The organism is Pseudomonas sp. BF-RE-22 (assembly GCF_019956155.1).
Taxonomy (GTDB): Bacteria; Pseudomonadota; Gammaproteobacteria; order Pseudomonadales; family Pseudomonadaceae; genus Aquipseudomonas; species Aquipseudomonas migulae.
Genome location: NZ_JAHBDD010000021.1, coordinates 46,708 through 71,608 on the forward strand (window position 1 = coordinate 46,708; position 24,901 = coordinate 71,608).

22 protein-coding genes and 1 other RNA gene are annotated in these 24,901 nt (G+C 60.7%); 5 read left to right on the forward strand and 18 right to left on the reverse strand.

Annotated features, from left to right (window positions below; translation table 11 throughout):
- Nucleotides 1-7: 7 nt before the first annotated feature.
- Complete coding sequence (locus KGA82_RS12530) at nt 8-1,504, forward strand: sensor domain-containing diguanylate cyclase (RefSeq protein ID WP_223450560.1); 1,497 nt, start codon at nt 8-10, stop codon at nt 1,502-1,504.
- A 179-nt stretch (nt 1,505-1,683) separates the two neighbouring features.
- Here KGA82_RS12530 and lpxC read toward each other — a convergent pair whose 3' ends face one another.
- From lpxC to rsmI, 18 genes are all read right to left on the reverse strand, one after another.
- Nucleotides 1,684-2,595 (reverse strand): UDP-3-O-acyl-N-acetylglucosamine deacetylase, encoded by a 912-nt coding sequence (gene lpxC, locus KGA82_RS12535; RefSeq protein WP_008025989.1) that lies wholly within the window; start codon nt 2,593-2,595, stop codon nt 1,684-1,686.
- A gap of 112 nt (nt 2,596-2,707) precedes the next feature.
- Nucleotides 2,708-3,901, reverse strand: a complete 1,194-nt coding sequence (gene ftsZ, locus KGA82_RS12540; protein WP_008025988.1) for a cell division protein FtsZ — start codon at nt 3,899-3,901, stop codon at nt 2,708-2,710.
- A 70-nt stretch (nt 3,902-3,971) separates the two neighbouring features.
- Complete coding sequence (ftsA, locus tag KGA82_RS12545; protein WP_008025987.1) at nt 3,972-5,231, reverse strand: cell division protein FtsA; 1,260 nt, start codon at nt 5,229-5,231, stop codon at nt 3,972-3,974.
- A 14-nt stretch (nt 5,232-5,245) separates the two neighbouring features.
- Nucleotides 5,246-6,115, reverse strand: a complete 870-nt coding sequence (locus KGA82_RS12550) for a cell division protein FtsQ/DivIB (protein ID WP_008025986.1) — start codon at nt 6,113-6,115, stop codon at nt 5,246-5,248.
- A 4-nt stretch (nt 6,116-6,119) separates the two neighbouring features.
- The gene (locus tag KGA82_RS12555) at nt 6,120-7,076 is read right to left on the reverse strand and encodes a D-alanine--D-alanine ligase (RefSeq protein WP_008025985.1); all 957 of its coding nucleotides are present in this window, start codon (nt 7,074-7,076) and stop codon (nt 6,120-6,122) included.
- Nucleotides 7,073-8,533 (reverse strand): UDP-N-acetylmuramate--L-alanine ligase, encoded by a 1,461-nt coding sequence (gene murC / locus KGA82_RS12560; RefSeq protein WP_008037298.1) that lies wholly within the window; start codon nt 8,531-8,533, stop codon nt 7,073-7,075. Before murC ends, KGA82_RS12555 begins: the two co-directional genes overlap by 4 nt.
- Nucleotides 8,526-9,596, reverse strand: a complete 1,071-nt coding sequence (murG, locus tag KGA82_RS12565; RefSeq protein ID WP_008037296.1) for an undecaprenyldiphospho-muramoylpentapeptide beta-N-acetylglucosaminyltransferase — start codon at nt 9,594-9,596, stop codon at nt 8,526-8,528. The genes murC and murG overlap by 8 nt, the downstream gene beginning before the upstream one ends.
- The gene (gene ftsW, locus KGA82_RS12570; RefSeq protein ID WP_008037295.1) at nt 9,586-10,803 is read right to left on the reverse strand and encodes a putative lipid II flippase FtsW; all 1,218 of its coding nucleotides are present in this window, start codon (nt 10,801-10,803) and stop codon (nt 9,586-9,588) included. The genes murG and ftsW overlap by 11 nt, the downstream gene beginning before the upstream one ends.
- Nucleotides 10,800-12,146 carry a UDP-N-acetylmuramoyl-L-alanine--D-glutamate ligase gene (gene murD / locus KGA82_RS12575; RefSeq protein WP_192228967.1) on the reverse strand — a complete coding sequence of 449 codons (1,347 nt, stop codon included), beginning with the start codon at nt 12,144-12,146 and terminating at the stop codon, nt 10,800-10,802. Before murD ends, ftsW begins: the two co-directional genes overlap by 4 nt.
- Nucleotides 12,147-12,152: 6 nt before the next feature.
- Nucleotides 12,153-13,235, reverse strand: coding sequence for a phospho-N-acetylmuramoyl-pentapeptide-transferase (mraY, locus tag KGA82_RS12580; protein WP_008037292.1), 1,083 nt, complete (start codon nt 13,233-13,235; stop codon nt 12,153-12,155).
- Nucleotides 13,235-14,602: a UDP-N-acetylmuramoyl-tripeptide--D-alanyl-D-alanine ligase gene (locus KGA82_RS12585; RefSeq protein WP_223450562.1), complete on the reverse strand. Its 1,368-nt coding sequence runs from the start codon at nt 14,600-14,602 to the stop codon at nt 13,235-13,237. Before KGA82_RS12585 ends, mraY begins: the two co-directional genes overlap by 1 nt.
- Nucleotides 14,595-16,058, reverse strand: a complete 1,464-nt coding sequence (locus KGA82_RS12590) for a UDP-N-acetylmuramoyl-L-alanyl-D-glutamate--2,6-diaminopimelate ligase (protein WP_008025973.1) — start codon at nt 16,056-16,058, stop codon at nt 14,595-14,597. The genes KGA82_RS12585 and KGA82_RS12590 overlap by 8 nt, the downstream gene beginning before the upstream one ends.
- Nucleotides 16,058-17,797, reverse strand: coding sequence for a peptidoglycan D,D-transpeptidase FtsI family protein (locus KGA82_RS12595; protein ID WP_177318160.1), 1,740 nt, complete (start codon nt 17,795-17,797; stop codon nt 16,058-16,060). The genes KGA82_RS12590 and KGA82_RS12595 overlap by 1 nt, the downstream gene beginning before the upstream one ends.
- Entirely contained in the window at nt 17,797-18,090 is a 294-nt protein-coding gene (ftsL, locus tag KGA82_RS12600; RefSeq protein ID WP_032828607.1) for a cell division protein FtsL, read from the reverse strand. The genes KGA82_RS12595 and ftsL overlap by 1 nt, the downstream gene beginning before the upstream one ends.
- Nucleotides 18,087-19,034, reverse strand: coding sequence for a 16S rRNA (cytosine(1402)-N(4))-methyltransferase RsmH (gene rsmH, locus KGA82_RS12605; protein ID WP_008037287.1), 948 nt, complete (start codon nt 19,032-19,034; stop codon nt 18,087-18,089). The genes ftsL and rsmH overlap by 4 nt, the downstream gene beginning before the upstream one ends.
- Nucleotides 19,031-19,486: a division/cell wall cluster transcriptional repressor MraZ gene (mraZ, locus tag KGA82_RS12610; RefSeq protein WP_008025967.1), complete on the reverse strand. Its 456-nt coding sequence runs from the start codon at nt 19,484-19,486 to the stop codon at nt 19,031-19,033. The genes rsmH and mraZ overlap by 4 nt, the downstream gene beginning before the upstream one ends.
- Before the next feature lie 353 nt (nt 19,487-19,839).
- Nucleotides 19,840-20,193: RNase P RNA component class A (rnpB, locus tag KGA82_RS12615), an RNA gene on the reverse strand.
- A 75-nt stretch (nt 20,194-20,268) separates the two neighbouring features.
- Nucleotides 20,269-21,174, reverse strand: coding sequence for a 16S rRNA (cytidine(1402)-2'-O)-methyltransferase (gene rsmI / locus KGA82_RS12620; RefSeq protein WP_162130705.1), 906 nt, complete (start codon nt 21,172-21,174; stop codon nt 20,269-20,271).
- A 176-nt stretch (nt 21,175-21,350) separates the two neighbouring features.
- On the opposite strand from rsmI, the gene KGA82_RS12625 reads away from it, so the two are divergent.
- The 4 genes from KGA82_RS12625 to KGA82_RS12640 all read left to right on the forward strand — a co-directional run bounded on the left by KGA82_RS12625 (nt 21,351) and on the right by KGA82_RS12640 (nt 24,797).
- On the forward strand, nt 21,351-23,162 hold the full coding sequence (locus KGA82_RS12625) for a penicillin-binding protein activator (protein ID WP_223450564.1): 1,812 nt from the start codon (nt 21,351-21,353) through the stop codon (nt 23,160-23,162).
- Nucleotides 23,162-23,524 carry a YraN family protein gene (locus tag KGA82_RS12630; protein ID WP_008025963.1) on the forward strand — a complete coding sequence of 121 codons (363 nt, stop codon included), beginning with the start codon at nt 23,162-23,164 and terminating at the stop codon, nt 23,522-23,524. The genes KGA82_RS12625 and KGA82_RS12630 overlap by 1 nt, the downstream gene beginning before the upstream one ends.
- Nucleotides 23,525-23,628: 104 nt before the next feature.
- Nucleotides 23,629-24,222 carry a phosphoheptose isomerase gene (locus KGA82_RS12635; protein WP_008025961.1) on the forward strand — a complete coding sequence of 198 codons (594 nt, stop codon included), beginning with the start codon at nt 23,629-23,631 and terminating at the stop codon, nt 24,220-24,222.
- Nucleotides 24,219-24,797: a BON domain-containing protein gene (locus KGA82_RS12640; RefSeq protein ID WP_008025960.1), complete on the forward strand. Its 579-nt coding sequence runs from the start codon at nt 24,219-24,221 to the stop codon at nt 24,795-24,797. Before KGA82_RS12635 ends, KGA82_RS12640 begins: the two co-directional genes overlap by 4 nt.
- Nucleotides 24,798-24,901: the final 104 nt, after the last annotated feature.

The window sequence follows — 24,901 nt, forward strand, 5'->3', positions numbered from 1 at the left end:
CAGAACCATGAGTGTGAGCAGTGTGAAATCTCAAGATCCGATCGGGTCGACACGATCGGAGCGACTTCTGATTCTCGGCAGTGTGCTGTTGGTGATTGCGATACTCAGCATCGTGACGTTTCTGCTGATCCGTGAGCGCGCCAACGCCGAATTGTCCGCCGCTCGCGCCGCCAACAACATCGTGCAATTGATCGACGCCGACGTGCTGCGCAATGTCGAACTCTATGATATTTCCCTGCTGGGCTTGATCGCCGCCTCCCAGCGAGAGGATCTCAAGAGCGTATCTCCAGCCATTCGCCATATGGCCTATTTCGACCGCGCCACTGCCGCGCCGTACAAGGGCAATATTTTGTTGCTCGACAACAAGGGCGACGTGATTGCCGACTCGGCTTCGGTGGAGCCCAGGCAAGGCAACTACGCCGATCGCGAATACTTTCAATCTCACGTGAACAACCCGGACCCGGGCATGTTCATCAGCCCCCCCTTTAGAGCCAGGTCGCCCGAACAGGATTGGCGTATCAGTTTCAGTCGACGGCTGAGCGGCTCCCAGGGTGAGTTTCTGGGAGTAGCCGAAGCCGCCATGCGCTTGAGTTACTTCGATCAGTTGTTCAACAGTTTGAGCATCGGCCGCGATAGCACGGTCAATCTGATCAGCAAGAATGGGATTCTCCTGGCCCAACAACCACGCCTGGCCGAAGAGCTGATTGGCAAGGATTTCAGTAATCGCCCCAATTTCCAGCGCATCGTCAAAGAAGGCAATGGCAGCTTCACCAGCATGTCCGATCGATACCGTGACAAGCGTCTGTACACCTTTTCCAAGGTCGGAAATTTGCCACTGATCGTCATCGTTGCGCTGTCCAGTGATGAAGTTTTTGCGGCCTGGAAGCGCACGGCAGTGGTGGTCAGCTCTGCAACCGTAGCCTTGTGCGTAAGCCTGCTGTGGCTGACGTGGTTGCTACGCCGTGAGTTGCGCCGGCGTCACAACGCCGAACACGAGCTGGCACAACTGGCCGCCACCGATGCCTTGACCGGCGTAGCCAACCGCCGAACGCTCGATCAAACCCTGCGCCATGAGTGGTTTCGCGCGCAACGCTCCGGCAAACCGCTGTCGGTGTTGATGATCGATGCCGACCACTTCAAGGCGTTCAACGATCAACATGGCCATCAGGCGGGTGACGATGCGCTGCGCGCACTGGCCAAGGTGATTGCCGAGAATGTGCGGCGACCGACGGATCTGGTCGCCCGCTACGGAGGGGAGGAGTTCTCGGTGGTGCTGGCGGAAACGGACAGCGCGGGCGCGCGGCAAATTGCTGAACACATTCGGTCTGCGGTGGAACAACTGCCGTTTGTGGCGGGCGTGGAATCGCCGATTACTGTCAGTATCGGCATCAGCACCTGGACTTCGACGACTGATACCAGCCTTGAACAGTTGCTGATTGCGGCGGACAAAGCGCTGTATCAGGCCAAGGAAAGTGGGCGCAATCGAGTGGTGGCTACGCAGTGAAATTTTCGCTGTAGCGGCCGGCCTCTTCGCGGGCAAGCCTCGCTCCTACAAGTGCAATGCGTACCCTGTAGGAGCGAGGCTTGCCCGCGAAGGCGTCATCACTACCACCGCATAACTTTCCGGCAGGCATAAAAAAAGGCCACCCGAAGGCAGCCTTTAAAAACTAGAGAGGTTTTTACTTACACCGCCGCAACCGGACGCATGTAAGAGATCGGTGCAGTGCTGGCGTCTTCGAAAGTCACGACTTCCCAAGCATCTGGCTGCTCAATCAACTTGCGCAGCAGCTGGTTGTTCAATGCATGTCCGGACTTGAAGCCCTTGAACTCACCAATCAGGCTATTGCCCAGCAGGTAGAGGTCACCAATTGCATCGAGGATCTTGTGCTTCACGAATTCGTCTTCATAGCGAAGGCCGTCTTCGTTCAGTACACCATCCGCGTCGACCACAATAGCGTTTTCAACGCTGCCGCCGAGTGCGAGGTTGTGCTTGCGCAGGTACTCGATGTCACTCATGAAACCAAAGGTACGGGCGCGGCTGACTTCTTTTACGAACGAAGTGCTGGAAAAATCCACGCTTGCACTTTGTGTGCGGTTACGGAAAACCGGGTGATCGAAATCGATCTCGAAACTCACCTTGAAGCCTTCGAAAGGGACGAAAGTGGCGCGCTTGTCGCCGTCTTCCACTGTCACTTCCCGCAGGATCCGGATGAACTTCTTGGCTGCGTCCTGTTCTTCCAGGCCGGCCGATTGAATCAGGAAAACGAAAGGTCCAGCGCTACCATCCATGATCGGGACTTCGGACGCGGAGAGCTCGACGTAGGCGTTATCGATGCCCAGGCCGGCCATGGCCGAGAGCAAGTGCTCAACCGTGTCCACTTTCACGTCACCGTTAACCAGCGTCGTCGACATAGTTGTCTCGCCGACGTTGGCAGCACGAGCCGGGATCTCGACCACTGGATCGAGGTCGGCACGGCGAAAGACGATTCCGGTGTCGATCGGTGCAGGCTTGAGGGTCAGGTATACCTTCTCCCCGGAGTGCAGACCTACACCGGTGGCACGGATAATATTTTTCAGTGTGCGTTGTTTAATCATGGCTTGGGCCGCTTCAGCGCAAATTGCGAACTGGTATCAACAAAGGCTGGCGATGATAGCAGACCAGACCTTTGCTGAACACCAATCACCTTCATAGCCCTGATACATTCCATTAATCGGCCTGACGACGCAGGAAGGCCGGGATGTCCAGGTAGTCCAGATCATCTTGCGGATTCATCTTCGCGGCAGTCGCAGCACCGGCCTGAGCCTGGTTGCGCATGACGGTCGGACGGTCCAGGTCACGGTAGTTCACCGCTGGAGCTTCCTGACGAGCGGGAGCCGATTGTTGCGGTTGCGGCGCCATGGAAGTGTGAACGGTATTGTCGATGACCTTCACAGGCTTCTCGATTTTCGCGCCCAGACCAGTGGCAACGACTGTTACGTGCAGCTCGTCGCGCATGTCCGGATCGATAACGGTACCGACCTTGACCATCGCGTGCTCGGAAGCGAAGGCTTCGATGATGCTACCCACGTCGGAGTACTCACCCAGGGACAGGTCAGGACCGGCGGTGATGTTCACCAGGATGCCGCGTGCACCTTGCAGGTTCACGTCTTCCAGCAGCGGGTTGCGAATGGCTGCTTCGGTAGCTTCGCGTGCACGGTTCGGACCGCTGGCGCAGCCAGTGCCCATCATCGCCATGCCCATTTCGCTCATCACGGTACGAACGTCGGCAAAGTCGACGTTGATCATGCCCGGACGCTTGATGATGTCGGAGATACCGCGAACGGCACCGGCCAGTACATCGTCTGCCTTGGCGAAAGCCGACAGCAGGCTGGCGTCTTTACCCAGGATGGTCAGCAGCTTCTCGTTTGGAATGGTGATCAACGAGTCGACGCTTTCCGACAGCAGGCGGATGCCTTCGTCGGCCAGTTGCATACGCTTGCGGCCTTCGAACGGGAACGGACGGGTCACCACCGCAACGGTGAGGATCCCCATTTCCTTGGCCACTTCAGCAATGATCGGCGCAGCACCGGTACCGGTACCGCCGCCCATGCCGGTGGTGATGAACACCATGTTGGTGCCCTGCAGGACTTCGGCAATGCGCTCGCGATCTTCTAGAGCGGCCTGACGACCTACTTCAGGGTTGGCGCCGGCGCCGAGACCTTTGGTCACGCTGGTGCCCAGTTGCAGGATGGTCCGCGCGCTGATGCTCTTCAGCGCCTGGGCATCAGTGTTGGCGCAGATGAATTCAACGCCTTCAATGTTGCTCTTGACCATGTGATTGACAGCGTTGCCGCCGCCTCCGCCAACACCGATAACCTTAATGACCGGGCTTGCGGGGATGTTGTCTACGAGTTCGAACATTTTCCCTCTCCTTTGATTCTCTAGTTTTTTCGCCTACTGCCTGTATCTACAACGGTGCTGCGGTAATTCTTCAGAAGTTGCCTTGTACCCAGCTCTTGATGCGATCGAGCAAGGCGGCTTTCGGTTCGTCATTGCTGTAGCTGTCGCGGCTGCTGATGCCCGAGAACGAAATCCCGTCGGACTGCTTCTGCAGGCCGTACATCAACAGGCCGACGCCGGTGGAATAAATCGGGTTGCGCACCACGTCATCGAGACCTTTCACGCCATGCGGCACGCCCAGGCGGACCGGCATGTGGAAAATCTCTTCGGCCAGCTCGACCGCGCCTTCCATCTTCGACGTACCACCGGTCAGCACGATGCCGGCCGGGATCAGGTCTTCGTAGCCGCTGCGACGCAGTTCGGCCTGGATCAGCGTGAACAGCTCGTCGTAACGCGGCTCGACCACTTCGGCCAGGGCCTGGCGGGACAGCTCGCGCGGTGGACGGTCGCCAACGCTCGGGACCTTGATGGTTTCACCGGCACCGGCCAGTTTGGCCAGGGCGCAGGCGTAGCGAATCTTGATTTCTTCGGCGTACTGGGTCGGGGTGCGCAACGCCATGGCGATGTCGTTGGTCACCTGATCGCCCGCAATCGGGATCACTGCGGTGTGACGGATCGCGCCTTCGGTGAAGATCGCGATGTCGGTGGTGCCGCCGCCGATGTCCACCAGGCACACGCCCAGCTCTTTCTCGTCGTCGGTCAGTACCGAGTACGCGGACGCCAGTTGCTCGAGAATGATGTCGTCGATTTCCAGACCGCAGCGGCGCACGCATTTTTCAATGTTCTGTGCGGCGTTGACGGCGCAGGTGACCACGTGGACCTTGGCTTCCAGACGTACGCCGGACATGCCCAGAGGCTCACGCACGCCTTCCTGGTTATCGATCACGTAATCCTGCGGCAGGGTGTGCAGCACGCGCTGGTCAGCCGGGATTGCCACAGCCTGGGCAGCGTCGAGGACGCGCTCGAGGTCGGCGGAGCTGACTTCGCGATCACGAATCGCCACGATGCCGTGGGAGTTCAGGCTGCGGATGTGATTACCGGCCACACCGACGAACGCCGAGTGGATCCGGCAACCGGCCATCAGCTGCGCTTCTTCGATGGCGCGCTGGATCGATTGCACGGTGGACTCGATGTTCACCACCACGCCTTTCTTCAGGCCGCGGGACGGATGAGTGCCGATCCCGACGATTTCCAGCGTGCCGTCGTCCGAGACCTCGCCTACCAGCGCCACCACCTTGGAGGTGCCGATATCGAGACCGACGATCATTTTGCCGCTTTGCACGTTTGCCATGGGTCCTGCCTCTCTTAATTCTTCGCGACAGCGGGTTGGGCTGTCGTAGGCGCTACAGGTTCCCGCCAGCCAACAGCGAGGCCGTTGGCATAGCGCAGATCGATGCGCGCAATGTTCGTAATCTGTTCTTTAAGCGTCTTGTCGTAGATGGCAATGAAGCGGCGCATCTTTTCCACCAGGTTGCCGCGGCCCAGCAGCAGTTCGATCCCCGGGCCCGAACTGCCGGCGCCGGTGGTCAGGAACCAGCTGCCTCGTTCACGCAACTCCAGGCGTGCAATCGAGAAGCCCAACGGCCTGAGCATCTGGCTCAGCACCTGGTATTGCTGCATCACTTGCTGCTGAGCCCGTTGTGGGCCGAACAGCTGTGGCAAGTGTTCGTAGTTCGCCAGCTCACGCGGGGTGAACGCCTGACCCTGGTTGTTCAACAGCGATTCATCGCCCCAACGGGCCACCGGCAGTTGTTCTTCCAGGCGGATCACCACTTGATCCGGCCACACCCGACGTACTTCGGCGTGGGCAATCCATGGCATCTGTTCCAGCTCGGTGCGCATGCTCGCCAGGTCGATGGTGAAGAAGCTCGACGCCACGTAGGGGGCGATTCGCTGCTGCACCGCTTGCTGGCTGATGTAACTCAGGTCGCCCTGCACCGCGATCTTGGTGATTGGCCGGTCGGCGTACGGCAGCAAACGCTGTGCGCCTTCGTAAGTGCCAAACCCCAGCGCGACCAGCAGCACTGGCCAGAACAGGCTTTTCAGAAAACCAAAATTGGCTTTCGGCAGGCGCGCAGACATCGGCTCTTTGGCCACCATTCGGCTGGCACCCCGCGGCACCGGCTTGCGGCCGGGTGCTGGAGGGGGCTGATGTCTTAGCTGTGCGCCTTGCATGGTCTTACCCTCGTACCTCAACACTGGCGGCCAGGATCGCCAGGACCAATTGCTGGAAATCCAGACCGGCGGCACGGGCCGCCATCGGGACCAGACTGTGATCGGTCATGCCCGGTGCGGTGTTGACTTCCAGGAACCAGAACTGCCCGTCGGCGTCCTGCATCACGTCAGCCCTGCCCCAACCGGCGATACCCAGCGCCTCACAGGCTTTCGCCGTGAGGTCCATCAGTTCTTTTTCCTTGTTGCTGTCGAGGCCGCACGGGATCCGGTACTGGGTATCGGAGGCCACGTACTTGGCGTCGTAGTCGTAGAAACTGTGCGTCGTGCCCAGGGCAATCGGTGGCAACACCTGGTCACGCAGGGTGGCGATGGTGAACTCCGGACCTTGAATCCATTGCTCGACCAACACTTGCGAATCGTAGGTACTGGCCGCTTTCCACGCGTCGATCAACTCCGGCGCGGAAGTCACTTTGGCCATCCCGATACTTGAACCTTCATGGGCCGGTTTGACGATCAAAGGGAAGCCCAGTTCCGTCGCCGCCGAAATACAATCGGCCTCGGAACTCAGTACCGCGTGGCGTGGCGTCGGAATGCCGAGGCTGTGCCACACCTGCTTGGTGCGCAGCTTGTCCATGGCCAGCGCCGACGCCAGAATGCCGCTGCCGGTGTACGGAATGCCCAGGCATTCCAGCAGGCCTTGCATGCTGCCGTCTTCACCGCCACGACCGTGGAGAATGATGAACGCGCGGTCGATTTTCTCGTTGAGCAAACGCTGCAACAGGTCATCACCGACGTCGAGACCGAACGCGTCCACACCGGCGCTTTGCAGCGCTGCGAGAACCGCGTTGCCCGACTTCAGGGAAACTTCACGCTCCGCACTCTTGCCGCCGAACAGCACGGCAACGCGGCCGAAATCTTTCGGCGCGACAGTGGAGACGAGGTTGGCGTAAGCAGCAGTCATTTCAACTTCCCCACGCTTGGCGCGGCAACGGCGCCAGCGAACAACGGACTCTTCAACAGTTTCGGTGCGAGACCGCCGATATCACCGGCGCCCTGGCACAACAGGATGTCGCCGGCACGCAGCAGCGGCTTGACGACAGGCGCGAGGTCGACACCGCGCTCGATGTAGATCGGGTCGAGCTGACCGCGCTGACGGATGCTGTTGCACAGCTTGCGGCTGTCGGCACCCGGGATCGGCTCTTCGCCGGCCGGATAGACTTCCATCAGCAACAGCACGTTGGCGTCGGCCAGTACATTGACGAAATCGTCGTACAGGTCGCGGGTGCGGCTGTAACGGTGCGGCTGGTAGACCATCACCAGACGGCGCTCCGGCCAGCCACCACGCACGGCCTTGATCACGGCCGCGACTTCGGTCGGGTGGTGACCGTAGTCGTCGACCAGCATCACGCTGCCGTCTTCGACCGGCAGTTCGCCATAGACCTGGAAGCGTCGGCCGACACCCTGGAACCCGGACAGGCCCTGGACGATGGCTTCATCGCTGACGCCTTCGTCAGTGGCGATGCAGATGGTGGCCAGCGCGTTCAGCACGTTGTGGTTGCCCGGCATGTTCACCGAGACGTCCAGCGGCTCGCGGTCAGGACGCAGCACGGTGAAGAAGGTCTGCATGCCCTGCTGACGCACATTGATCGCGCGCACATCGCAGTCATCGCCGAAGCCGTACGTGACGACCGGACGTTTGACCTGCGGCAGAATTTCACGCACCACCGGATCGTCCAGGCACACCACCGCCAGACCGTAGAACGGCAGGTTGTGCAGGAACTCGACGAAGGTTTTCTTCAGTTTGTTGAAGTCACCGTCGTAGGTCGCCATGTGGTCGGCGTCGATGTTGGTAACCACGGCCACCAGCGGCTGCAAGTGCAGGAAGCTGGCGTCGCTTTCGTCGGCTTCGGCGATCAGGTAGCGGCTGGTGCCGAGCTGGGCATTGGTGCCCGCGGCATTCAGACGACCACCGATGACGAACGTCGGATCGAGGCCACCGGCCGCAAATACCGAAGCGATCAGGCTGGTGGTGGTGGTTTTGCCGTGTGTACCGGCGACGGCGATACCGTGGCGATAGCGCATCAGCTCGGCCAGCATCTCGGCACGCGGCACCACCGGAATACGGCGTTCAAGCGCAGTGGCGACTTCCGGGTTGGAGGTGTTCACCGCGCTCGATACCACCAGCACATCGGCGGCAGCGGCGTTCTCGGCACGGTGGCCGATAAAGATCTGGGCGCCGAATGATTCGAGACGCTCGGTGACCGGCGAAGCTTTCAGGTCGGAACCGGACACTTCATAGCCCAGGTTCAGCAACACTTCGGCGATCCCGCACATGCCCACGCCGCCGATACCGACGAAGTGGATGCGACGGATGCGGCGCATTTCCGGGTGCGGCATGGCTTTCTGATTCTCAACCATGGGCCACCTCCAGGCAGGTATCGACCACGTTACGGGTCGCATCGGGTTTGGCCAGGCGGCGTGCCGCAGTGGCCATGTCGGTGAGTCGTTGTGGTTGCATCAGGACCTCTGTCAGGCGTGCGGCTAGATCCGCTGCGCCAGTCGTTCTTTGCGGCATCAGGAAGGCAGCGCCTTCACGGGCCAAATAATCGGCGTTGCGGGTCTGGTGATCGTCGATCGCGTGGGGCAAAGGCACCAGCATCGAGGGCAGACCGGCGGCAGCCAGTTCACTGATGGTCAGCGCGCCTGCGCGGCACACCACCAGGTCGGCCCAGCCATAGGCGTGGGCCATGTCTTTGATGAAAGGCTGCACTTGCGCCTCGACGCCAGCCGCGCGATAGCGCTCTGCAGTCACTTCATCGTGGTTTTTCCCAGCCTGATGGAACACGTCCGGGCGCAGGTCGGGGGCGACGTGCGACAGGGCTTCAGGCAGTAATTTGTTCAACGGTTCTGCGCCCAGGCTTCCGCCGAGGATCAGCAAACGCGCCTTGCGACCGGCCAGGGCAGGTCGCGGTGTGTCGAGGAACAGCTCGGTGCGCACCGGGTTACCGGTGGTCCGTCGGCTGTCCGACAGGGTAAAGGTGTCGGGGAACGCTTCACAGACTCGGGCGGCCAACGGCACCAGCAACCGATTGGCGGTACCGGCCACGGCGTTCTGTTCGTGAACGATCACCGGCACACCGGCCAGTTTGGCTGCAACGCCGCCAGGACCGGTCACATAACCACCAAAACCAACCACGCACACCGGCCGCAACTGGCGAATGATCGCCCGCGCCTGCCAGACGGATTTGAGCAACATCAACGGCGCCTTGAGCAGGGACAACTTGCCCTTGCCGCGCAGACCGCTGGCGTTGATCCGGTGCAGCTCGATGCCGGCCATCGGCACCAGGTCATTTTCGATGCCACGCGGCGTGCCAAGCCAATGCACGGTGTAACCACGGGCCTGGAACTCGCGAGCGCAAGCCAGTGCCGGGAACACGTGTCCGCCGGTGCCGCCAGCCATGATCAATACGTTAGCGCCCATGGGTCGGCTCCTCGGCGAAGTCGCTCTCATGGAACTCCATCTCCTCACTGCCCAGGTGGGTTCGACTCTCCCACTCAATGCGCAGCAACAAGCCGAGACAGGCACAGCAGATCACCAGCGAGCTGCCGCCGTAACTGAGGAACGGTAAGGTCAGGCCTTTGGTTGGCAGCAGGCCGACGTTCACCCCGATGTTGATCAGGAACTGACCAATCCACAGGAACGACAGGCCGTACGCAATATAGGCAGCAAAGAACTGCTTGGCCTTCTCGGCCCAATAACCGATGTACATGCCGCGAATACAGACAAACACGAACAGCGCCACGGTGCACAGGGAACCCACGGCACCCAGCTCTTCGGCCAGAACCGAGAACACGAAGTCGGTGTGGGCTTCCGGCAGGTAGAACTGTTTCTGCACGCTGTTGCCCAGGCCTACGCCCAGCCACTCGCCGCGACCGAACGCGATCAATGCTTGCGACAACTGATAACCGGCGCCGAACTGGTCGGCCCACGGGTCGGCAAAGTTGGTCAGACGCGCCATCCGGTATGGCTGCACCTGAATCAACAACACCACCGCCGCAACCGCCAGGACCACCATCAACGAGAACCGGAACAGCCCGACCCCGCCAAGGAACAGCATCGCCGCAGCCGCGCCCATCATCACGACGGTGGCACCGAAGTCCGGCTCCATCAGCAACAGGCCCGCCATCGGCAGCAGCACGATGAACGGCTTGAAGAAGCCCATCCAGCTTTCACGCACTTCTTTCTGGCGACGCACCAGATAACCGGCGAGGTAGATCACCACGAACACCTTGGCAATCTCGGAAGGCTGAACGTTGAAGAAACTGAAGCCGATCCAGCGCATCGAACCGTTCACTTCACGGCCGATCCCCGGAATGATCACCATCACCAGCAAACCGAACGCACCGATCAGCATCAGCCAGCCCAGGCGTTGCCAGGTAGCGATCGGAATCATCATGGTAACGATGCAGGCAGACAGGCCCAGCACCACGTAGATCAAGTGGCGAGTCATGTAGTACAGGGCACTGCCCGACTGCACGGCGCCCACTTCGGTCGAAGCCGAGGCGATCATGACCAGTCCGAGGCCGAGCAAGGCCAGGCAACCGGCGAGCATCGGAAAATCGAGATCGATGCCGCGCCCGGTGATGAGCGGCGAAGGAAACGGCTTGATGATGTTGAGCAGGCTCATGCCAGATCCTCCACTGCCTGGACGAACTGGTGACCGCGGTCTTCGTAATTCTTGAACATGTCGAAGCTGGCGCAGGCCGGCGACAACAGCACCACGTCGCCCGGTTGCGCAGCGGCGCGGCATTGCTCCACCGCTTCAACCAGCGAAGCAGCGCGGATCAGCGGCACGGCGTCGCCAATGGCCTCACCGATCTTGTCGGAGTCGCGGCCCATCAGGATCACGGCGCGGCAGTTGGCCGCCACCGGATCACGCAGATCATTGAACTCGGCACCCTTGCCGTCGCCACCGGCGATCAGCACGACCTTGCCGTCGATGTCCGCGCCCAGGCCTTCGATGGCGGCCAATGCGGCGCCGACGTTGGTGGCTTTGGAATCGTTGTAGTAGCTCACGCCGTCCAGGTCACGAACCCACTGGCAGCGATGTTCGAGACCGGCGAACGTGCGCAGGCTCGACAGCATGGCGTCGAACGGCAGGCCGACCGCGTGGCCCAGGGCCAGCGCCGCCAGGGCATTCGACTGATTGTGGGCGCCGCGAATTTTCAGCTCGCGCACCGGCATCAGGTTCTGGAATTCGAAGGCGAGGTATTTCTCGCCGTCTTCTTCGCGGATACCAAACGCCTTGAAATCGGGTTTGCTCAAACCGAAGGTCCAGCAGGGCTGACCTTCGCCCATCAACGGACGGCTCAGGGCGTCCTGACGGTTGACCACGAACTGCCTGGCGCCACGGAAAATCCGGTGCTTGGCCAGGTGATAGGCCGGCAGGCCGCTGTAGCGGTCCATGTGGTCTTCGCTGACGTTGAGCACGGTCGCCACTTCGGCGTTGAGCTGGTCGGTGGTTTCGAGCTGGAAGCTCGACAGTTCCATCACGTACAACTCGATGTCATCACGAAGCAGGTCCAGCGCCGGCGTGCCGAGGTTACCGCCGACAGCGACGCGCTTGCCGGCCGCAGCCGCCATCTCGCCCACCAGCGTGGTCACGGTGCTTTTCGCATTGGAGCCACTGATGGCGACAATCGGCGCCTTCGCGTTACGCGCGAACAGCTCGATGTCGCCGGACAACTTCACGCCACGAGCAGCGGCGGCCTGCAGGGCCGGAGTCGCCAGCGCCAGGCCGGGGCTCACGTAGAGCTCATCGGCGCGGCACAGGAATTCGACGTCCAGCTCGCCACAACGCACTTCCACGTGCGGATAGTCACGCTTGAGCGTGGCCAGTTCCGGTGGATTTTCCCGCGTATCGGCCACGGCAAACGACGTGCCCCGGTTCGCCAGGAAGCGAACCAGGGACATGCCGCTCTTGCCGAGGCCGACAACGATGCGGAAGTGGTCAGAAGCGATCAGAGACACGAGTTTCTACCTCAGCTTCAGGGTGGCAAGGCCGACCAGCACGAGAATCACGGTGATGATCCAGAAACGGACGATCACACGCGGCTCGGGCCAGCCCTTGAGTTCAAAGTGATGGTGAATCGGTGCCATGCGGAACACACGGCGACCGGTCAGTTTGAAGGAGGCAACCTGAATGACGACTGACAGGGTCTCCATCACGAACACGCCGCCCATGATGAACAGGACGATTTCCTGACGGACGATCACCGCGATGGTGCCCAGGGCCGCGCCCAGCGCCAGCGCGCCGACGTCGCCCATGAAGACTTGTGCCGGATAGGTGTTGAACCAGAGGAAGCCGAGGCCCGCACCGATCAACGCACCGCAGAACACGATCAGTTCACCGGCGCCGGGTACGTACGGGATCAGCAGGTATTCGGCGAATTTCACGTTACCCGACAGGTAGCAGAAGATCCCCAGGCCACCACCGACCATCACGGTCGGCATGATCGCCAGGCCGTCGAGGCCGTCGGTCAGGTTGACCGCGTTGCTCGAACCGACGATCACGAAGTAAGTCAGCACGATGAAACCTGCGCCCAGCGGAATGCTGTAGTCCTTGAGCATTGGCAGGATCAGGGTGGTTTCAACCGGCGTTGCGGCGGTCATATAGAGGAAGATCGCCGCGCCGAGGCCAAACACCGACTGCCAGAAATACTTCCAGCGGCTCGGCAAACCTTTGGAGTTTTTCTCGATGACCTTGCGATAGTCATCGACCCAGCCGATGGCACCGAACAGCAACGTCACCAGCAACACGGTCCACACATAGCGGTTGCTCAGGTCAGCCCAGAGCAAGGTGCTGACGCCGATGGACGACAGGATCAGCGCGCCACCCATGGTCGGGGTGCCGGATTTGGACAGGTGCGATTGCGGGCCGTCGTTACGAACGGATTGACCGATCTGACGGTTCTGCAACGTGCGGATCATCCACGGGCCATAGCACAGCGACAAAACCAGCGCGGTCAGCACACCGAGAATCCCGCGCAGGGTCAGGTACTGAAAGACCGCGAAGCCTTTGTAGAACTGTTGCAGATACTCCGCTAGCAGCAGCAGCATTAATGTTTCTCCAGACTGGACCCGCACAAAGCGGCAACGATGTTTTCCATCGCAGCGCTGCGCGAGCCCTTGATCAAAATGGTGGTGTTTGTGTCTTGCTCGGCGCCGAGGGCCTTGATCAGTTCAGCCTGAGTGGTGAAGTGATAAGCCTGCTCGCCAAAAGCGTTTACGGCGTGAGTCATCAATGGCCCGACCGCGTAAAGCGCAGAAACCTTGCCACGGGCATACTCGCCCACGTCGCGGTGCCCCTGCTCCGCCCAGTCGCCCAACTCGCCGATATCCCCGAGCACCAGAACGGTGCGGCCGGAAAAGCCGGCGAGTATATCAACGGCCGCGCACATCGAGGTGGGGTTCGCGTTGTAAGTGTCATCGATCACGCGCATGCCATTGCTGGCCAGTTGCGCGACGGTACGGCCCTTGACCGGCTGCACCGCGCCGAGGCCGGTGGCGATGCCGGACAGCGACACGCCCAAGGCGTGCGCGGCAGCGGCGGCGGCCATGGCATTGGCGACGTTATGGGTGCCGAGCAGGTTCAGTTGAACGCGCTCCACACCGTCAGGACTGTGCAGATTGAACGCCGGGCAACCGCGCGCATCGCGGTCCAGATCGCTGGCGTAGAAGTCGGCGCTGACGTTGCTCAGGGCGAAGGTCAGCACTTTGCGGCCGGCGGCGCGGGTCCTCCAGATGTCGAAGGCCTTGTCGTCGAGATTGAGCACGGCGATGCCATCGGCCGCCAGCCCTTCAATAATCTCGCCCTTGGCTTCCACGATTTTTTCCGGCCCGCCGAACTCGCCAACGTGGGCGGTCCCGGCGTTGTTGAGCACGGCCACGTGGGGCTTGGTCATGCCGACGGTGTAGGCAATTTCGCCGAGCCGCGAAGCACCCAGCTCGATCACGGCGGCGGTATGTTCCGGCGCGAGTTCAAGCAAGGTCAGCGGCACGCCGAGGTCATTGTTCAGGTTGCCACGGGTCGCCAACACCGGACCGCGTGTGCGCAGGATGCTCGCAAGCATTTCCTTGACCGTGGTCTTGCCGCTGGAGCCGGTGATGGCGGCTACAGGATGAGTAAACGCAGCACGGTTCATCGCACCCAGTTGCCCAAGTGCCTGACGGGCGTCTTTGACCAGCAATTGCGGCAGCCCACTGTCGGGCACTTCGCGCTCGACCAGGGCAGCCACCGCGCCTTTGTTCGCCACATCATTCAGATAGTCATGGCCGTCGAAACGCGGGCCGGTCAAGGCAATAAACAGTTGGCCCGGCTTGATCGCACGGCTGTCGATGCTGACGCCATCGAACGTGGCATCGGCGATGATCATGCGGCCATTCAGCGCGCCGGTCAGTTCGCTCAGTTTCAAGTGTTTAAGCATGAGCCACCTCCCACGCGGTCAGTGCGCGATCAGCCTCGACCAGATCAGAGAAGTCATGACGCTGGCCGTTGATTTCCTGATAGTCCTCGTGACCTTTACCGGCCAGGACAATCACGTCATCCACCGAAGCACTGGCGATCAATTGCGCAATGGCCTGGCCACGACCAGCGACAAACGTCACCTTATCCACGTTGGTGAAACCGGCACGGATGTCATCGAAAATTACTGCAGGGTCTTCGGTGCGCGGATTGTCATCGGTGACCAGCACGCCGTCAGCAAGACGTTCGACCACTTCAGCCATCAGCGGGCGCTTGCCGCGATCGCGATCACCGCCGCAGCCGAACAGGCACAGCAAGCGACCTTTGGCATGCGGACGCAGGGCCATCAATACTTTTTCCAGCGCATCCGGGGTATGGGCGTAATCGACCACCACCAGCGGTTGAGTACCGCCGCCCAGGCGCTGCATGCGACCGGCCGGGCCTTCGAGTTTCGGCAGGACCTTGAGGATTTCGTCCAGCGCGTAGTCGAGACCGAGCAAGGCCCCGACCGCTGCCAGGACGTTGCTCAGGTTGAAGCGACCGAGCAAGGTGCTGCGCAGATGATGCTCGCCTTGCGGCGTGACCAACGTGGCGCGCACGCCTTCGTCATCGAACTGTGCTTCGCGGCAAAACAGGTAGGCGCTGCTGTCGAGCAAGCTATAGGTGATCAAGCGCGACTCGCGTTTTTCCGCCGCCAGTTGCCGGCCGAAATCGTCGTCGAGGTTCACCACCCGGCATTTCAGGTCGTTCCAGTCGAACAGCTTGGCCTTGGCTTCGCCGTAGGCCTGCATGGTGCCGTGGTAATCCAGATGATCGCGGGACAGATTGGTCATCACCGCCACATCAAACGCCAATGCCGTTACACGGCCCTGATCCAGACCATGGGAAGACACTTCCATGGCCACGGCTTTGGCACCGGCCTTTTTCAGGTCAGCGAGGGTCGCTTGCACGGCGATCGGGTTCGGCGTGGTGTGCAGGCCGCTTTCCAGCGCGCCATAGAAACCGGTACCCAGTGTGCCGACAATGCCGCAATGCTGGCCGAGCAAATCCAGTGCTTGCGCCACCAATTGGGTCACGCTGGTTTTGCCGTTGGTGCCGGTCACGCCGACCAGGTTCAGGTGGCGGCTCGGTTCACCGTAGAAACGCCCGGCGATATCGGACAGCTGCGCCGCCAGGCCTTTGACCGGAATCAGCGGCACGTCGGTGATCGGCAGCACGGTTGCGCCTTCGACTTCATACGCCACGGCTGCAGCACCGCGCTGCAAGGCGTCGGCAATGTGCGCGCGACCGTCGAACTTGCCGCCAGGAACGGCAAGAAAAAGATCGCCAGCCCGCACATTGCGGCTGTCCAGTGTCAGTTCGCGGATCAACAGATCGCGGCCAGCGTGGGCGAAAATCTTGTTCAGGCTCAGAGACATCAGCCGCGCCCTCCATTGGCTTTCAGCGGAACAACCGGTGTTGCGTTGGCTTGTTGCACCGGCGGCAGGTTGTCCGGCGTGACGTTCATCAGGCGCAGGGTCCCGGACATCACTTTGCTGAACACCGGCGCCGATACCAGGCCACCGAAATAGCCGGCTTTGGTCGGTTCATCGATCACCACCACGATGGCGTATCGCGGATCGCTCATCGGGCCGAAGCCTGCGAACAGCGAGCGGTAGGAATTCTCGGCATAGCCTTTGGTGCCGACCGACGTTTTACGCGCCGTACCGGACTTGCCGCCGACGTGATACGCCGGCACTTGCGCACGGAATACACCGCGCGGTGCTTCGATCACTTGTTGCAGCATGGTCTGCATGGTTTTCGCCACGGCTTCCGGCAGCACTTGCGTGGTTTGCGGCGCCTTGTCGGTCTTGATCAGGGTCAGTGGCGCGAGGCGACCGTTGTTGGCCAGGGCCGAGAAGGCGTGGACCAACTGGATCGCGGTCACGGAAATACCGTAGCCATAGGACAGCGTGGCGGTTTCAGCCTTGCGCCATTCGCGGTAGTTCGGCAGGTTGCCCACGCGCTCGCCCGGGAAGCCGAGGCCGGTGTCCTGGCCGAGGCCGACTTTCTGCGCCAGGCGGAAAATGGTTTCGCCGCCGATATCGAACGCGACCTTGCTCATGCCGACGTTACTGGAGTTGATCAGAATGCCGGTCAGGTCGAGTACCGGGCCTTCAGTCTTGGATACGTCCTTGATGGTGTACTTGCCAATCTGCAGGCTGCCCGGGTACACCTCGACGGTGTCGGTCGGTTTCCAGCGGCCGGTTTCGATCGCGGCGCTCATGGAGATCGCTTTCATGGTCGAACCCGGTTCGAACACGTCGATCATTGCGCGGTTACGCATCATCGCCGGTTGCAGGTTGCGACGGTTGTTCGGGTTGTAGGTCGGCTGGTTGACCATGGCGAGGATCTCGCCGGTCTTCACGTCCATGATCACCAGGCTGCCGGCTTTCGCGCCGTTCTCGATGATCGCGTTGCGCAGCTCGCGGTTGGCCAGGTATTGCAGACGCAGGTCAATGGACAACGCCAAGGGCTTACCGGCCTTGGCGTTTTTGGTCACCTGAACATCTTTGATAAGTCGACCGCGCCGGTCCTTGATGACCTGCCGCTTGCCAGGGACACCGGCGAGCCATTCGTCATAGGCCAGCTCGACACCTTCACGACCGTGGTCATCAATGTCGGTAAAGCCGACCATATGAGCAGTCACTTCACCGGCCGGGTAGAAACGGCGGAATTCTTCGATGCCGTAGACGCCCGGCACTTTCAGGTCGAGCACGGACTGGCCTTGCTCAGGCGTCAGCCCGCGCACCAGATAGATAAATTCTTTATTAGCCTGCGCTTCGAGACGTTCGGCGAGGGCTTTCGGATCCTGACCCAACGCGGCCGCCAATGCTGGCCACTTCTCTTTGGCCGTTTGCATTTCCTTGGCGTTGGCCCACAGCGTGGTGACCGGAGTACTGACAGCCAAAGGCTCGCCGTTACGGTCGGTGATCAGACCACGGTGAGCCGGAATTGGAATGTGACGAACGCTACGCGCGTCGCCCTGCCCTTTGAGGAAGGCACGGTCGACCACTTGCAGGTCAATGATGCGCCAGCAAATTGCCGCGACCATGACGCCGAGCAAACCCACCACCAGGCGAAACCGCCATGGAAAGAGTGCGCCTTCGAGTTTCATCATGGCGCCACCATCTGCACGTCAGCGGCGCCAGGAATGTGCATCTTCAGTTGCTCGGTGGCCAGAACTTCGATGCGGCTGTGCGCAGTCCAGGTGCTCTGCTCGAGAATCAACCGACCCCATTCCGCCTGCGCCTTGTCGCGCACGCTCAACTCGTTGTAAAGCGAGTTCAACAGCTGACGGTTCCAGTGGGCGCTGTACGACACGCCGATGGCCGACACGAGCACGCCAACAAACAGCAGCAGCATGAAAAAGCTTCCGCCGGGAAGTGGCTTGGCGAAAAGCTTGCTCACCGCAGCTTCTCCGCCACGCGCATGACGGCGCTACGGGAACGTGGGTTGGCTTTGAGTTCGGCCTCGGAGGCGGACTGCGCTTTGCCATGGATTTTGATTTTCGGTTCGAACGCGACGTGACGGACCGGCAGGTTGCGCGGCAGGTTGTCGGCTTCGCCTTTCACCAGTTTGCGCATGAACAGTTTGACGATGCGGTCTTCCAGCGAGTGAAAACTGATGACCACCAGGCGGCCACCGATTTCCAGGGATTCCAGCGCAGCTTCAAGGCCGGCTTCCAGATCGCCCAGTTCGTTGTTGACGTGAATACGCAGGCCCTGGAATGCACGGGTCGCAGGGTTCTTGCCCTTTTCCCATGCCGGGTTGGCGACTTTCAGGACTTCAGCCAGATCGCCGGTGCGTTCGAACGGCTTGATGTCGCGACGCTCGGCCACGGCACGGGCCATGCGGCCGGAGAAACGTTCTTCGCCGTATTCCTTGAACACCCGGGCGATTTCTTCCACCGGCGCGGTGTTGACGAACTCGGCAGCGCTGATCCCGCGGGACGGGTCCATGCGCATGTCCAGCGGGCCATCATTGAGGAAGCTGAAACCGCGCTCAGGGTCGTCGAGCTGTGGCGAAGACACGCCCAGGTCAAGCAGAACGCCGCTGACCTTGCCGGCCAGACCGCGTTCGGCGACTTCCGAACCGAGCTCGGCAAAGCTGCGCTGCACAACGACAAAGCGGCCGTCTTCGGCCGCTAGCGTCTGCCCGGTGGCAATCGCTTGAGGATCCTTGTCGAATCCCAGCAACCGACCCTCGGGACCAAGCTGGCTGAGGATCAACCGGCTGTGTCCGCCGCGCCCGAACGTGCCGTCCAGATAGCAGCCATCAGGACGTACGGCGAGAGCCTCGACGGCTTCGTCAAGCAGTACGGTGATGTGGTTAAAGCCGCTATCAATAGTCACAGGATCAAATCACGCAGTTCATCAGGCATGGCGCCCGGTTGTTGAATAGCAGCCAGGTCAGCGGCAGAAACCGCATCCCAGGCATCCTCGTCCCACAATTGGAACTTGTTCAGTTGGCCTACCAGCATCGCGCGCTTATCCAGCCGGGCATATTCACGAAGACGCGGCGGAACCAGGAAACGACCACTGCCATCGAGCTCGAGGTCGACGGCATTACCAATCAGTAAACGTTGCAGGCGGCGGTTCTCTTCGCGAAGCGAAGGCAGTGCGCGCAGTTTGGTTTCAATAATTTCCCACTCATCGAGGGGGTAAACACACAAACACGGATCAACGGCATCAATTGTGACGATAAGCTGACCGGAACTACGCGAAACGAGCTCGTCACGGTACCGGCTCGGCATGGCGAGACGGCCCTTTGCGTCGAGACTGATAGCGTTAGCTCCGCGAAACACGTCAGCGTTTCTCCAAATATTAGCGTTTTGCGTTCAAAAAACCCACTTCATGCCACTTTCCACCACTTGCGCACACTATAGGAATGCGGCCACCGCACCGTCAAGGCGCGGATTAAAGGAAAACCCTTACAGAACTGAGATTTAGGAGCGTATTGGGAGGGGTAACGGCAATCTGGCGGATGAATTTGCGCGATAACTTGAATCAGCACAGAAGGCTGCGTTCAGAAGTTAAAGTAGTTTGTTAAGAGTAAGATTTTTTCGGTATTACAAAAGAGGTTATGCGATTGATTGTGCAGGAGGGAAATTGCCATTACGAGCGCCCTGCTCAACGATTCAAACAGGGAGGGAAAAAGGTGGAGAGTCGATCTGTAAGCCGGGTTCTGTCTTGAACAGTCATTCGTCTACGATGGCCATCACTGGACATCTTTAGCAACCTACCCGGTCCCAGCGCGGGCCACGCCTTGGGACCCTATTTGGTCTTGCTCCAAGTGGGGTTTACCTAGCCACGAACTGTTGCCAGACGTGCGGTGCGCTCTTACCGCACCTTTTCACCCTTACCGGCGCCGAAGCGCTTAGGCGGTTATTTTCTGTGGCACTTTCCGTAGGCTCACGCCTCCCAGGCATTACCTGGCACTTCGCCCTATGGAGCCCGGACTTTCCTCCCCCCCCTAATTTTCATAGAGGGCAGCGACTGTCCGATCGACTCTCCGCCGCGAAGGTTAACGGCAGAGCGGCCGAAGAACAAGCGTTAAACGCCATCAGCCACGCCTGCACGTCGGGATTTACTCGCCCTTCTGCTTATCCAGCGCGACCTGATACAGGACATTCTTGCGTTCGCCGGTAATTTGCGCGGCCAATGCTGCGGCCCGCTTGAGCGGCATTTCTTCGAGCAACAGATTAAGGATGCGCATGGCTTCACTGCTGACGGCATCTTCCGTCTCGGGGGCGGACCAGCCCGCCACCAACACCACACACTCACCGCGCTGCTGATTGCTGTCCGACTCGACAAACTCGCGCAGCTCGGCCAATGGCAGGCCTTTCAGGGTTTCGAAGGTTTTGGTCAGTTCGCGCGCCAGCAACGCCAGACGCTCGCCACCGAAGACCAGCTCCATGTCTTGCAGGCATTCCAGGATCCGGTGCGGGGCCTCGTAGAAAATCAGCGTGCGCGGCTCTTCCTTTACCAGCTCCAGACGAGCCCGACGACCGACCGCCTTGGCCGGCAGGAAGCCTTCGAAGATAAAACGGTCCGACGGCAAACCCGCCGCCGACAGCGCCGCAATCAATGCACAAGCCCCCGGGACCGGCACGACGTTGATTCCGGCCGCACGGGCCTGACGCACCAGGTGATAACCCGGATCGGAGATCAGCGGCGTCCCGGCGTCGGAGATCAGCGCCACATCGTCACCGGCGAGCAGGCGGGTAATAAAGCGGCTACCTTCATCCCGCTCGTTGTGTTCGTGGCAAGCCGCCAGCGGCGTGGGGATGCCGAAATGCTGCATCAACCGCTGAGAATGACGGGTGTCTTCGGCAGCGATCAATGCCACTTCGCGCAGGATCTTCAGCGCGCGTGCACTGATGTCGTCCAGGTTGCCGATGGGCGTCGCCACCACATAAAGCGAGCCAGCAGCGGAATTCAAAGCACCTGGAGCAGTCAAAGCGCACACCTCATGATCGGTAAAAGCCGCCATTGTAGCGCGTAGCGACGATTGCGATACGCGCAAGCAACCCCGGGTTTTTCAGGCTACGGTGCAGTGCTGGAACATTTGTACGAGCTAAATTGATCGATTCACGCCAGTAGCATCGCGCCCCGGCCAGTGCTTGGGTACAATTCCACGCTTATTTGATCGAGTATCAGGAACACTACATGATCGCTTGCCTGCGGCTGTTCACTGCCCTCTGCCTCGCTGCCTTGCTGGCGGCTTGCGCCAGCTCGCCCTCTTCCAGCCTTGGCGAACTTCCACGGACCCCGGATGCCAGTATCGAGCAACTGCTCGATCAGGCCGCTAAAAGCAAAACGCCGGAACAAGCCGCGCTGTTTCGCCTGAGCGCGGCCGACCTCGCTTATCGCCAGGGCAATGCCGGCCAGTCCGCGCAAATCCTGCAACAAGTGCCGGTCGAGCAACTCAAGCCTGGCCAACAGGTCTTCGCCAACACGCTGGCGGCTGAACTGGCCATGACCCGCAATCAGCCGAAAGCGGCGCTGGCCGCTTTGAGCCATCCAAGCCTGCAACGCCTGGGTGAATTGCCGGAAGAACAACAGATTCGCACCGGCACCGTGCACGCTCGCGCCCTTGAGGCCGATGGCCAGACCCTCGCCGCCGCACGGGAGCGTATTTTCATCGCGCCGATGTTGAGCGGTGAAGCGGCAGGCAAAAACCACGAAGCGATCTGGACCCTGATCGCTTCGCTGCCAACCGACCAATTGCAACCAACCACCAAGGACGACCTCGGTGGCTGGATGGGCCTGGCGCTGGCGGTTAAAACGGCCGGCACGCTTGAGCAACAACAAGCTGCGATCGACAACTGGCGCGCCCAGAACCCTAAACACCCGGCCGCCATTCAGTTGCCGCTGTCACTGACCAAACTCAAGGAACTGGCCAGCCAGCCTCTGAGCAAGATCGCCCTGCTGCTGCCGCAAGACGGCCCGCTGGCATCGGTCGGCAAAGCGCTTCGCGAAGGTTTCATGGCTGCGCACTACCAGGCTCAACAGGCCGGCCAGAAGCCGCCTGCCATCGAGTTCTATGACAGCTCGCGCCTGACTTCCCTTGACGAGTTCTATCGCAAGGCTCAAGCCGATGGCGTGCAACTGGTCGTCGGTCCGCTGGAAAAACCACTGGTCAAACAGCTCAGCACTCGCCCGCAACTGCCGATCACGACCCTGGCGCTGAACTACAGCGAAGGCGAACAAGGCCCGGCCCAGTTGTTCCAGTTCGGTCTTGCCGCTGAAGACGAAGCCCGCGAAGTGTCCCGTCGTGCTCGCGCCGATGGCCTGCATCGCGCCGCGATCATGGTGCCGAAAGGCGAATGGGGCGACCGCGTACTCCGAGCGTTCAGCCAGGACTGGCAGGCAAACGGCGGCAGCATCGTTGCCACCGAGCGCGTTGATCAGCCAGTGCAACTGGCCCAGCAGATTGCCGACATGTTCCAGCTGCGCCAGAGCGAAGGTCGTGCCAAGAGCCTGCAAAGCACCGTCGGTTCGCAGGTCGCTGCCCAGCCTTCGCGTCGCCAGGACATCGAGTTCATCTTCCTGGCCGCCACACCTCAGCAAGCCCAGCAGATCAAACCGACCCTGAACTTCCAATACGCAGGCGATGTGCCGGTTTACGCCACCTCCCACGTATTCAGTGCCAGCGGCGACGTGAACCAGTACAACGACATGAACGGCATTCGCTTCTGCGAAACCCCATGGTTGCTGGACGCCAATGACCCGCTGCGCAAGCAAGTGACCACACAATGGCCACAAGCCGCCGGCAGCCTGGGTCGTTTGTATGCGATGGGCGTCGACGCCTACCGCCTGGCTCCGCGCCTGGGGCAACTCAAGGCGCTGCCGGACAGCCGCATCGAAGGTCAATCGGGTAGCCTGGGCATGACTCAGAACCAGCGCGTCGTGCGCCAGTTGCCGTGGGCACAGTTCGCCAACGGCCAGGTTCAACGCCTGCCGGACACCCCGCGCTGATGCCTGACCGGTCACGCCAGCAAAGTGGTAAAGATGCCGAGCGCCATGCGCTCGAGCATCTGCAACAACAGGGTCTGCGCCTGCTGGCGCAGAACTGGTTGTGTAAACGCGGCGAGCTTGATCTGGTCATGCTTGATGGCGATACAGTAGTATTCGTTGAAGTTCGCTACAGAAAAAACACTCAATGGGGTGGCGCGCTCGATAGCATCGATGAGCGCAAACGGCAGAAACTGATTTTTGCCGCGCAGTATTTTCTTCAGCGCGAGTCGCGTTGGGCCAATTCCCCTTGCCGTTTCGACGTGGTTGCCATCGACAGCAGCCTCGATCAGTTGAACTGGCTGCAGAATGCCTTCGACAGCTGATCGCGTGCGTCCCGAACCGGACACTTTCACCCGACAATTTTGCTCTTTGCTTTGCGGGCTGCACATTCATGTGCCGAGTAGCCGCGCTAATTAAGGTCACACAGATGGACATGCAATCCCGAATTCGCCAGCTTTTTCAGGCCAGTATCGACACCAAGCAAATGGCGATGGACGTACTTGCACCGCACATCGAGCAAGCCAGCCAAGTGATGGTCAACGCCCTGCTCAACGAGGGCAAAATGCTCTCCTGCGGCAACGGCGGTTCCGCAGGCGATGCCCAGCATTTTTCGTCCGAGCTGCTCAACCGCTTCGAACGTGAGCGTCCGAGCCTGCCGGCCATCGCGCTGACCACCGACAGCTCGACGATCACCTCGATCGCCAACGACTACAGCTACAACGAAATCTTCTCCAAGCAGATCCGCGCACTCGGCCAGCCGGGCGACGTACTGCTGGCGATTTCCACCAGCGGCAACTCGGCGAACATTATTCAAGCGATCCAGGCCGCACATGATCGCGAAATGATTGTCGTAGCATTGACGGGCCGCGATGGCGGCGGCATGGCGTCGCTGCTATTGCCCGAGGACGTCGAGATTCGCGTACCGGCCAACGTCACCGCACGTATTCAGGAAGTCCACCTGCTGGCGATCCATTGCCTTTGCGATTTGATCGACAGCCAACTGTTCGGGAGTGAAGAATGACCCCTAATCGCCTAGGCCTTCTGGCCTTGACCCTGTGCCTCGGCATCAGCGGCTGCACCTCGGTGGTGAATGCCAGCCGTGAAGCGCCGATCGATGATGATCGCGGCACACGCACCTTAGGCAGCAAGATCGACGACTCTCTGATCGACACCAAAGTCGGCGTGAACATCGCCAAGGCCGATCCAGCCCTGGACAACGATTCGCACATCGTCGTCACCAGCTTCAACGGCGTCGTACTGCTCGCCGGCCAAACGCCGCGCGCCGACCTCAAGGCCAAGGCCGAACAGGCCGCTGCCGCCGTGCAGCGCGTGAAAACGGTGCACAACGAACTGCAGGTGCTGCCGCCCTCCGGCTTCCTCGCCCGCCAGAACGACACCTGGCTGACCTCCAAGATCAAAACCCAGATGCTCACCGATCCGAACATTCCGGGCTCGCGCATCAAGGTTGTCACTGAAAACGGCATCGTCTATTTGCTGGGCCTGCTGACCAAGCAGGAAGCCGCCCAGGCGACCAACCTGGTGCAGGGTGTTTCCGGCGTGCAGAAGATTGTGAAGCTGTTTGAGTACATCGACTGATACTAGCGGCGATCTAGAGACCGCCATCACCCTGTAGGAGCCAGGCTTGCCGGCGAAGGCGATTTCGAGGACGCCTTCGCCGGCAAGCCTGGCTCCTACCTGTG

Coding starts and splice junctions, on each gene's coding strand:
- mraY (WP_008037292.1), bottom strand. CDS start 13,235: ATGCTGCTGCTGCTAGCGGAGTATCTGCAACAGTTCTACAAAGGCTTC.
- ftsZ (WP_008025988.1), bottom strand. CDS start 3,901: ATGTTCGAACTCGTAGACAACATCCCCGCAAGCCCGGTCATTAAGGTT.
- KGA82_RS12625 (WP_223450564.1), top strand. CDS start 21,351: ATGATCGCTTGCCTGCGGCTGTTCACTGCCCTCTGCCTCGCTGCCTTG.
- KGA82_RS12550 (WP_008025986.1), bottom strand. CDS start 6,115: ATGCAAGGCGCACAGCTAAGACATCAGCCCCCTCCAGCACCCGGCCGC.
- KGA82_RS12630 (WP_008025963.1), top strand. CDS start 23,162: ATGCCTGACCGGTCACGCCAGCAAAGTGGTAAAGATGCCGAGCGCCAT.
- murG (WP_008037296.1), bottom strand. CDS start 9,596: ATGGGCGCTAACGTATTGATCATGGCTGGCGGCACCGGCGGACACGTG.
- murC (WP_008037298.1), bottom strand. CDS start 8,533: ATGGTTGAGAATCAGAAAGCCATGCCGCACCCGGAAATGCGCCGCATC.
- ftsW (WP_008037295.1), bottom strand. CDS start 10,803: ATGAGCCTGCTCAACATCATCAAGCCGTTTCCTTCGCCGCTCATCACC.
- ftsA (WP_008025987.1), bottom strand. CDS start 5,231: ATGGCAAACGTGCAAAGCGGCAAAATGATCGTCGGTCTCGATATCGGC.
- KGA82_RS12640 (WP_008025960.1), top strand. CDS start 24,219: ATGACCCCTAATCGCCTAGGCCTTCTGGCCTTGACCCTGTGCCTCGGC.
- KGA82_RS12555 (WP_008025985.1), bottom strand. CDS start 7,076: ATGACTGCTGCTTACGCCAACCTCGTCTCCACTGTCGCGCCGAAAGAT.
- KGA82_RS12595 (WP_177318160.1), bottom strand. CDS start 17,797: ATGAAACTCGAAGGCGCACTCTTTCCATGGCGGTTTCGCCTGGTGGTG.
- KGA82_RS12635 (WP_008025961.1), top strand. CDS start 23,629: ATGGACATGCAATCCCGAATTCGCCAGCTTTTTCAGGCCAGTATCGAC.
- lpxC (WP_008025989.1), bottom strand. CDS start 2,595: ATGATTAAACAACGCACACTGAAAAATATTATCCGTGCCACCGGTGTA.
- KGA82_RS12585 (WP_223450562.1), bottom strand. CDS start 14,602: ATGCTTAAACACTTGAAACTGAGCGAACTGACCGGCGCGCTGAATGGC.
- KGA82_RS12590 (WP_008025973.1), bottom strand. CDS start 16,058: ATGTCTCTGAGCCTGAACAAGATTTTCGCCCACGCTGGCCGCGATCTG.
- rsmI (WP_162130705.1), bottom strand. CDS start 21,174: ATGGCGGCTTTTACCGATCATGAGGTGTGCGCTTTGACTGCTCCAGGT.
- KGA82_RS12530 (WP_223450560.1), top strand. CDS start 8: ATGAGTGTGAGCAGTGTGAAATCTCAAGATCCGATCGGGTCGACACGA.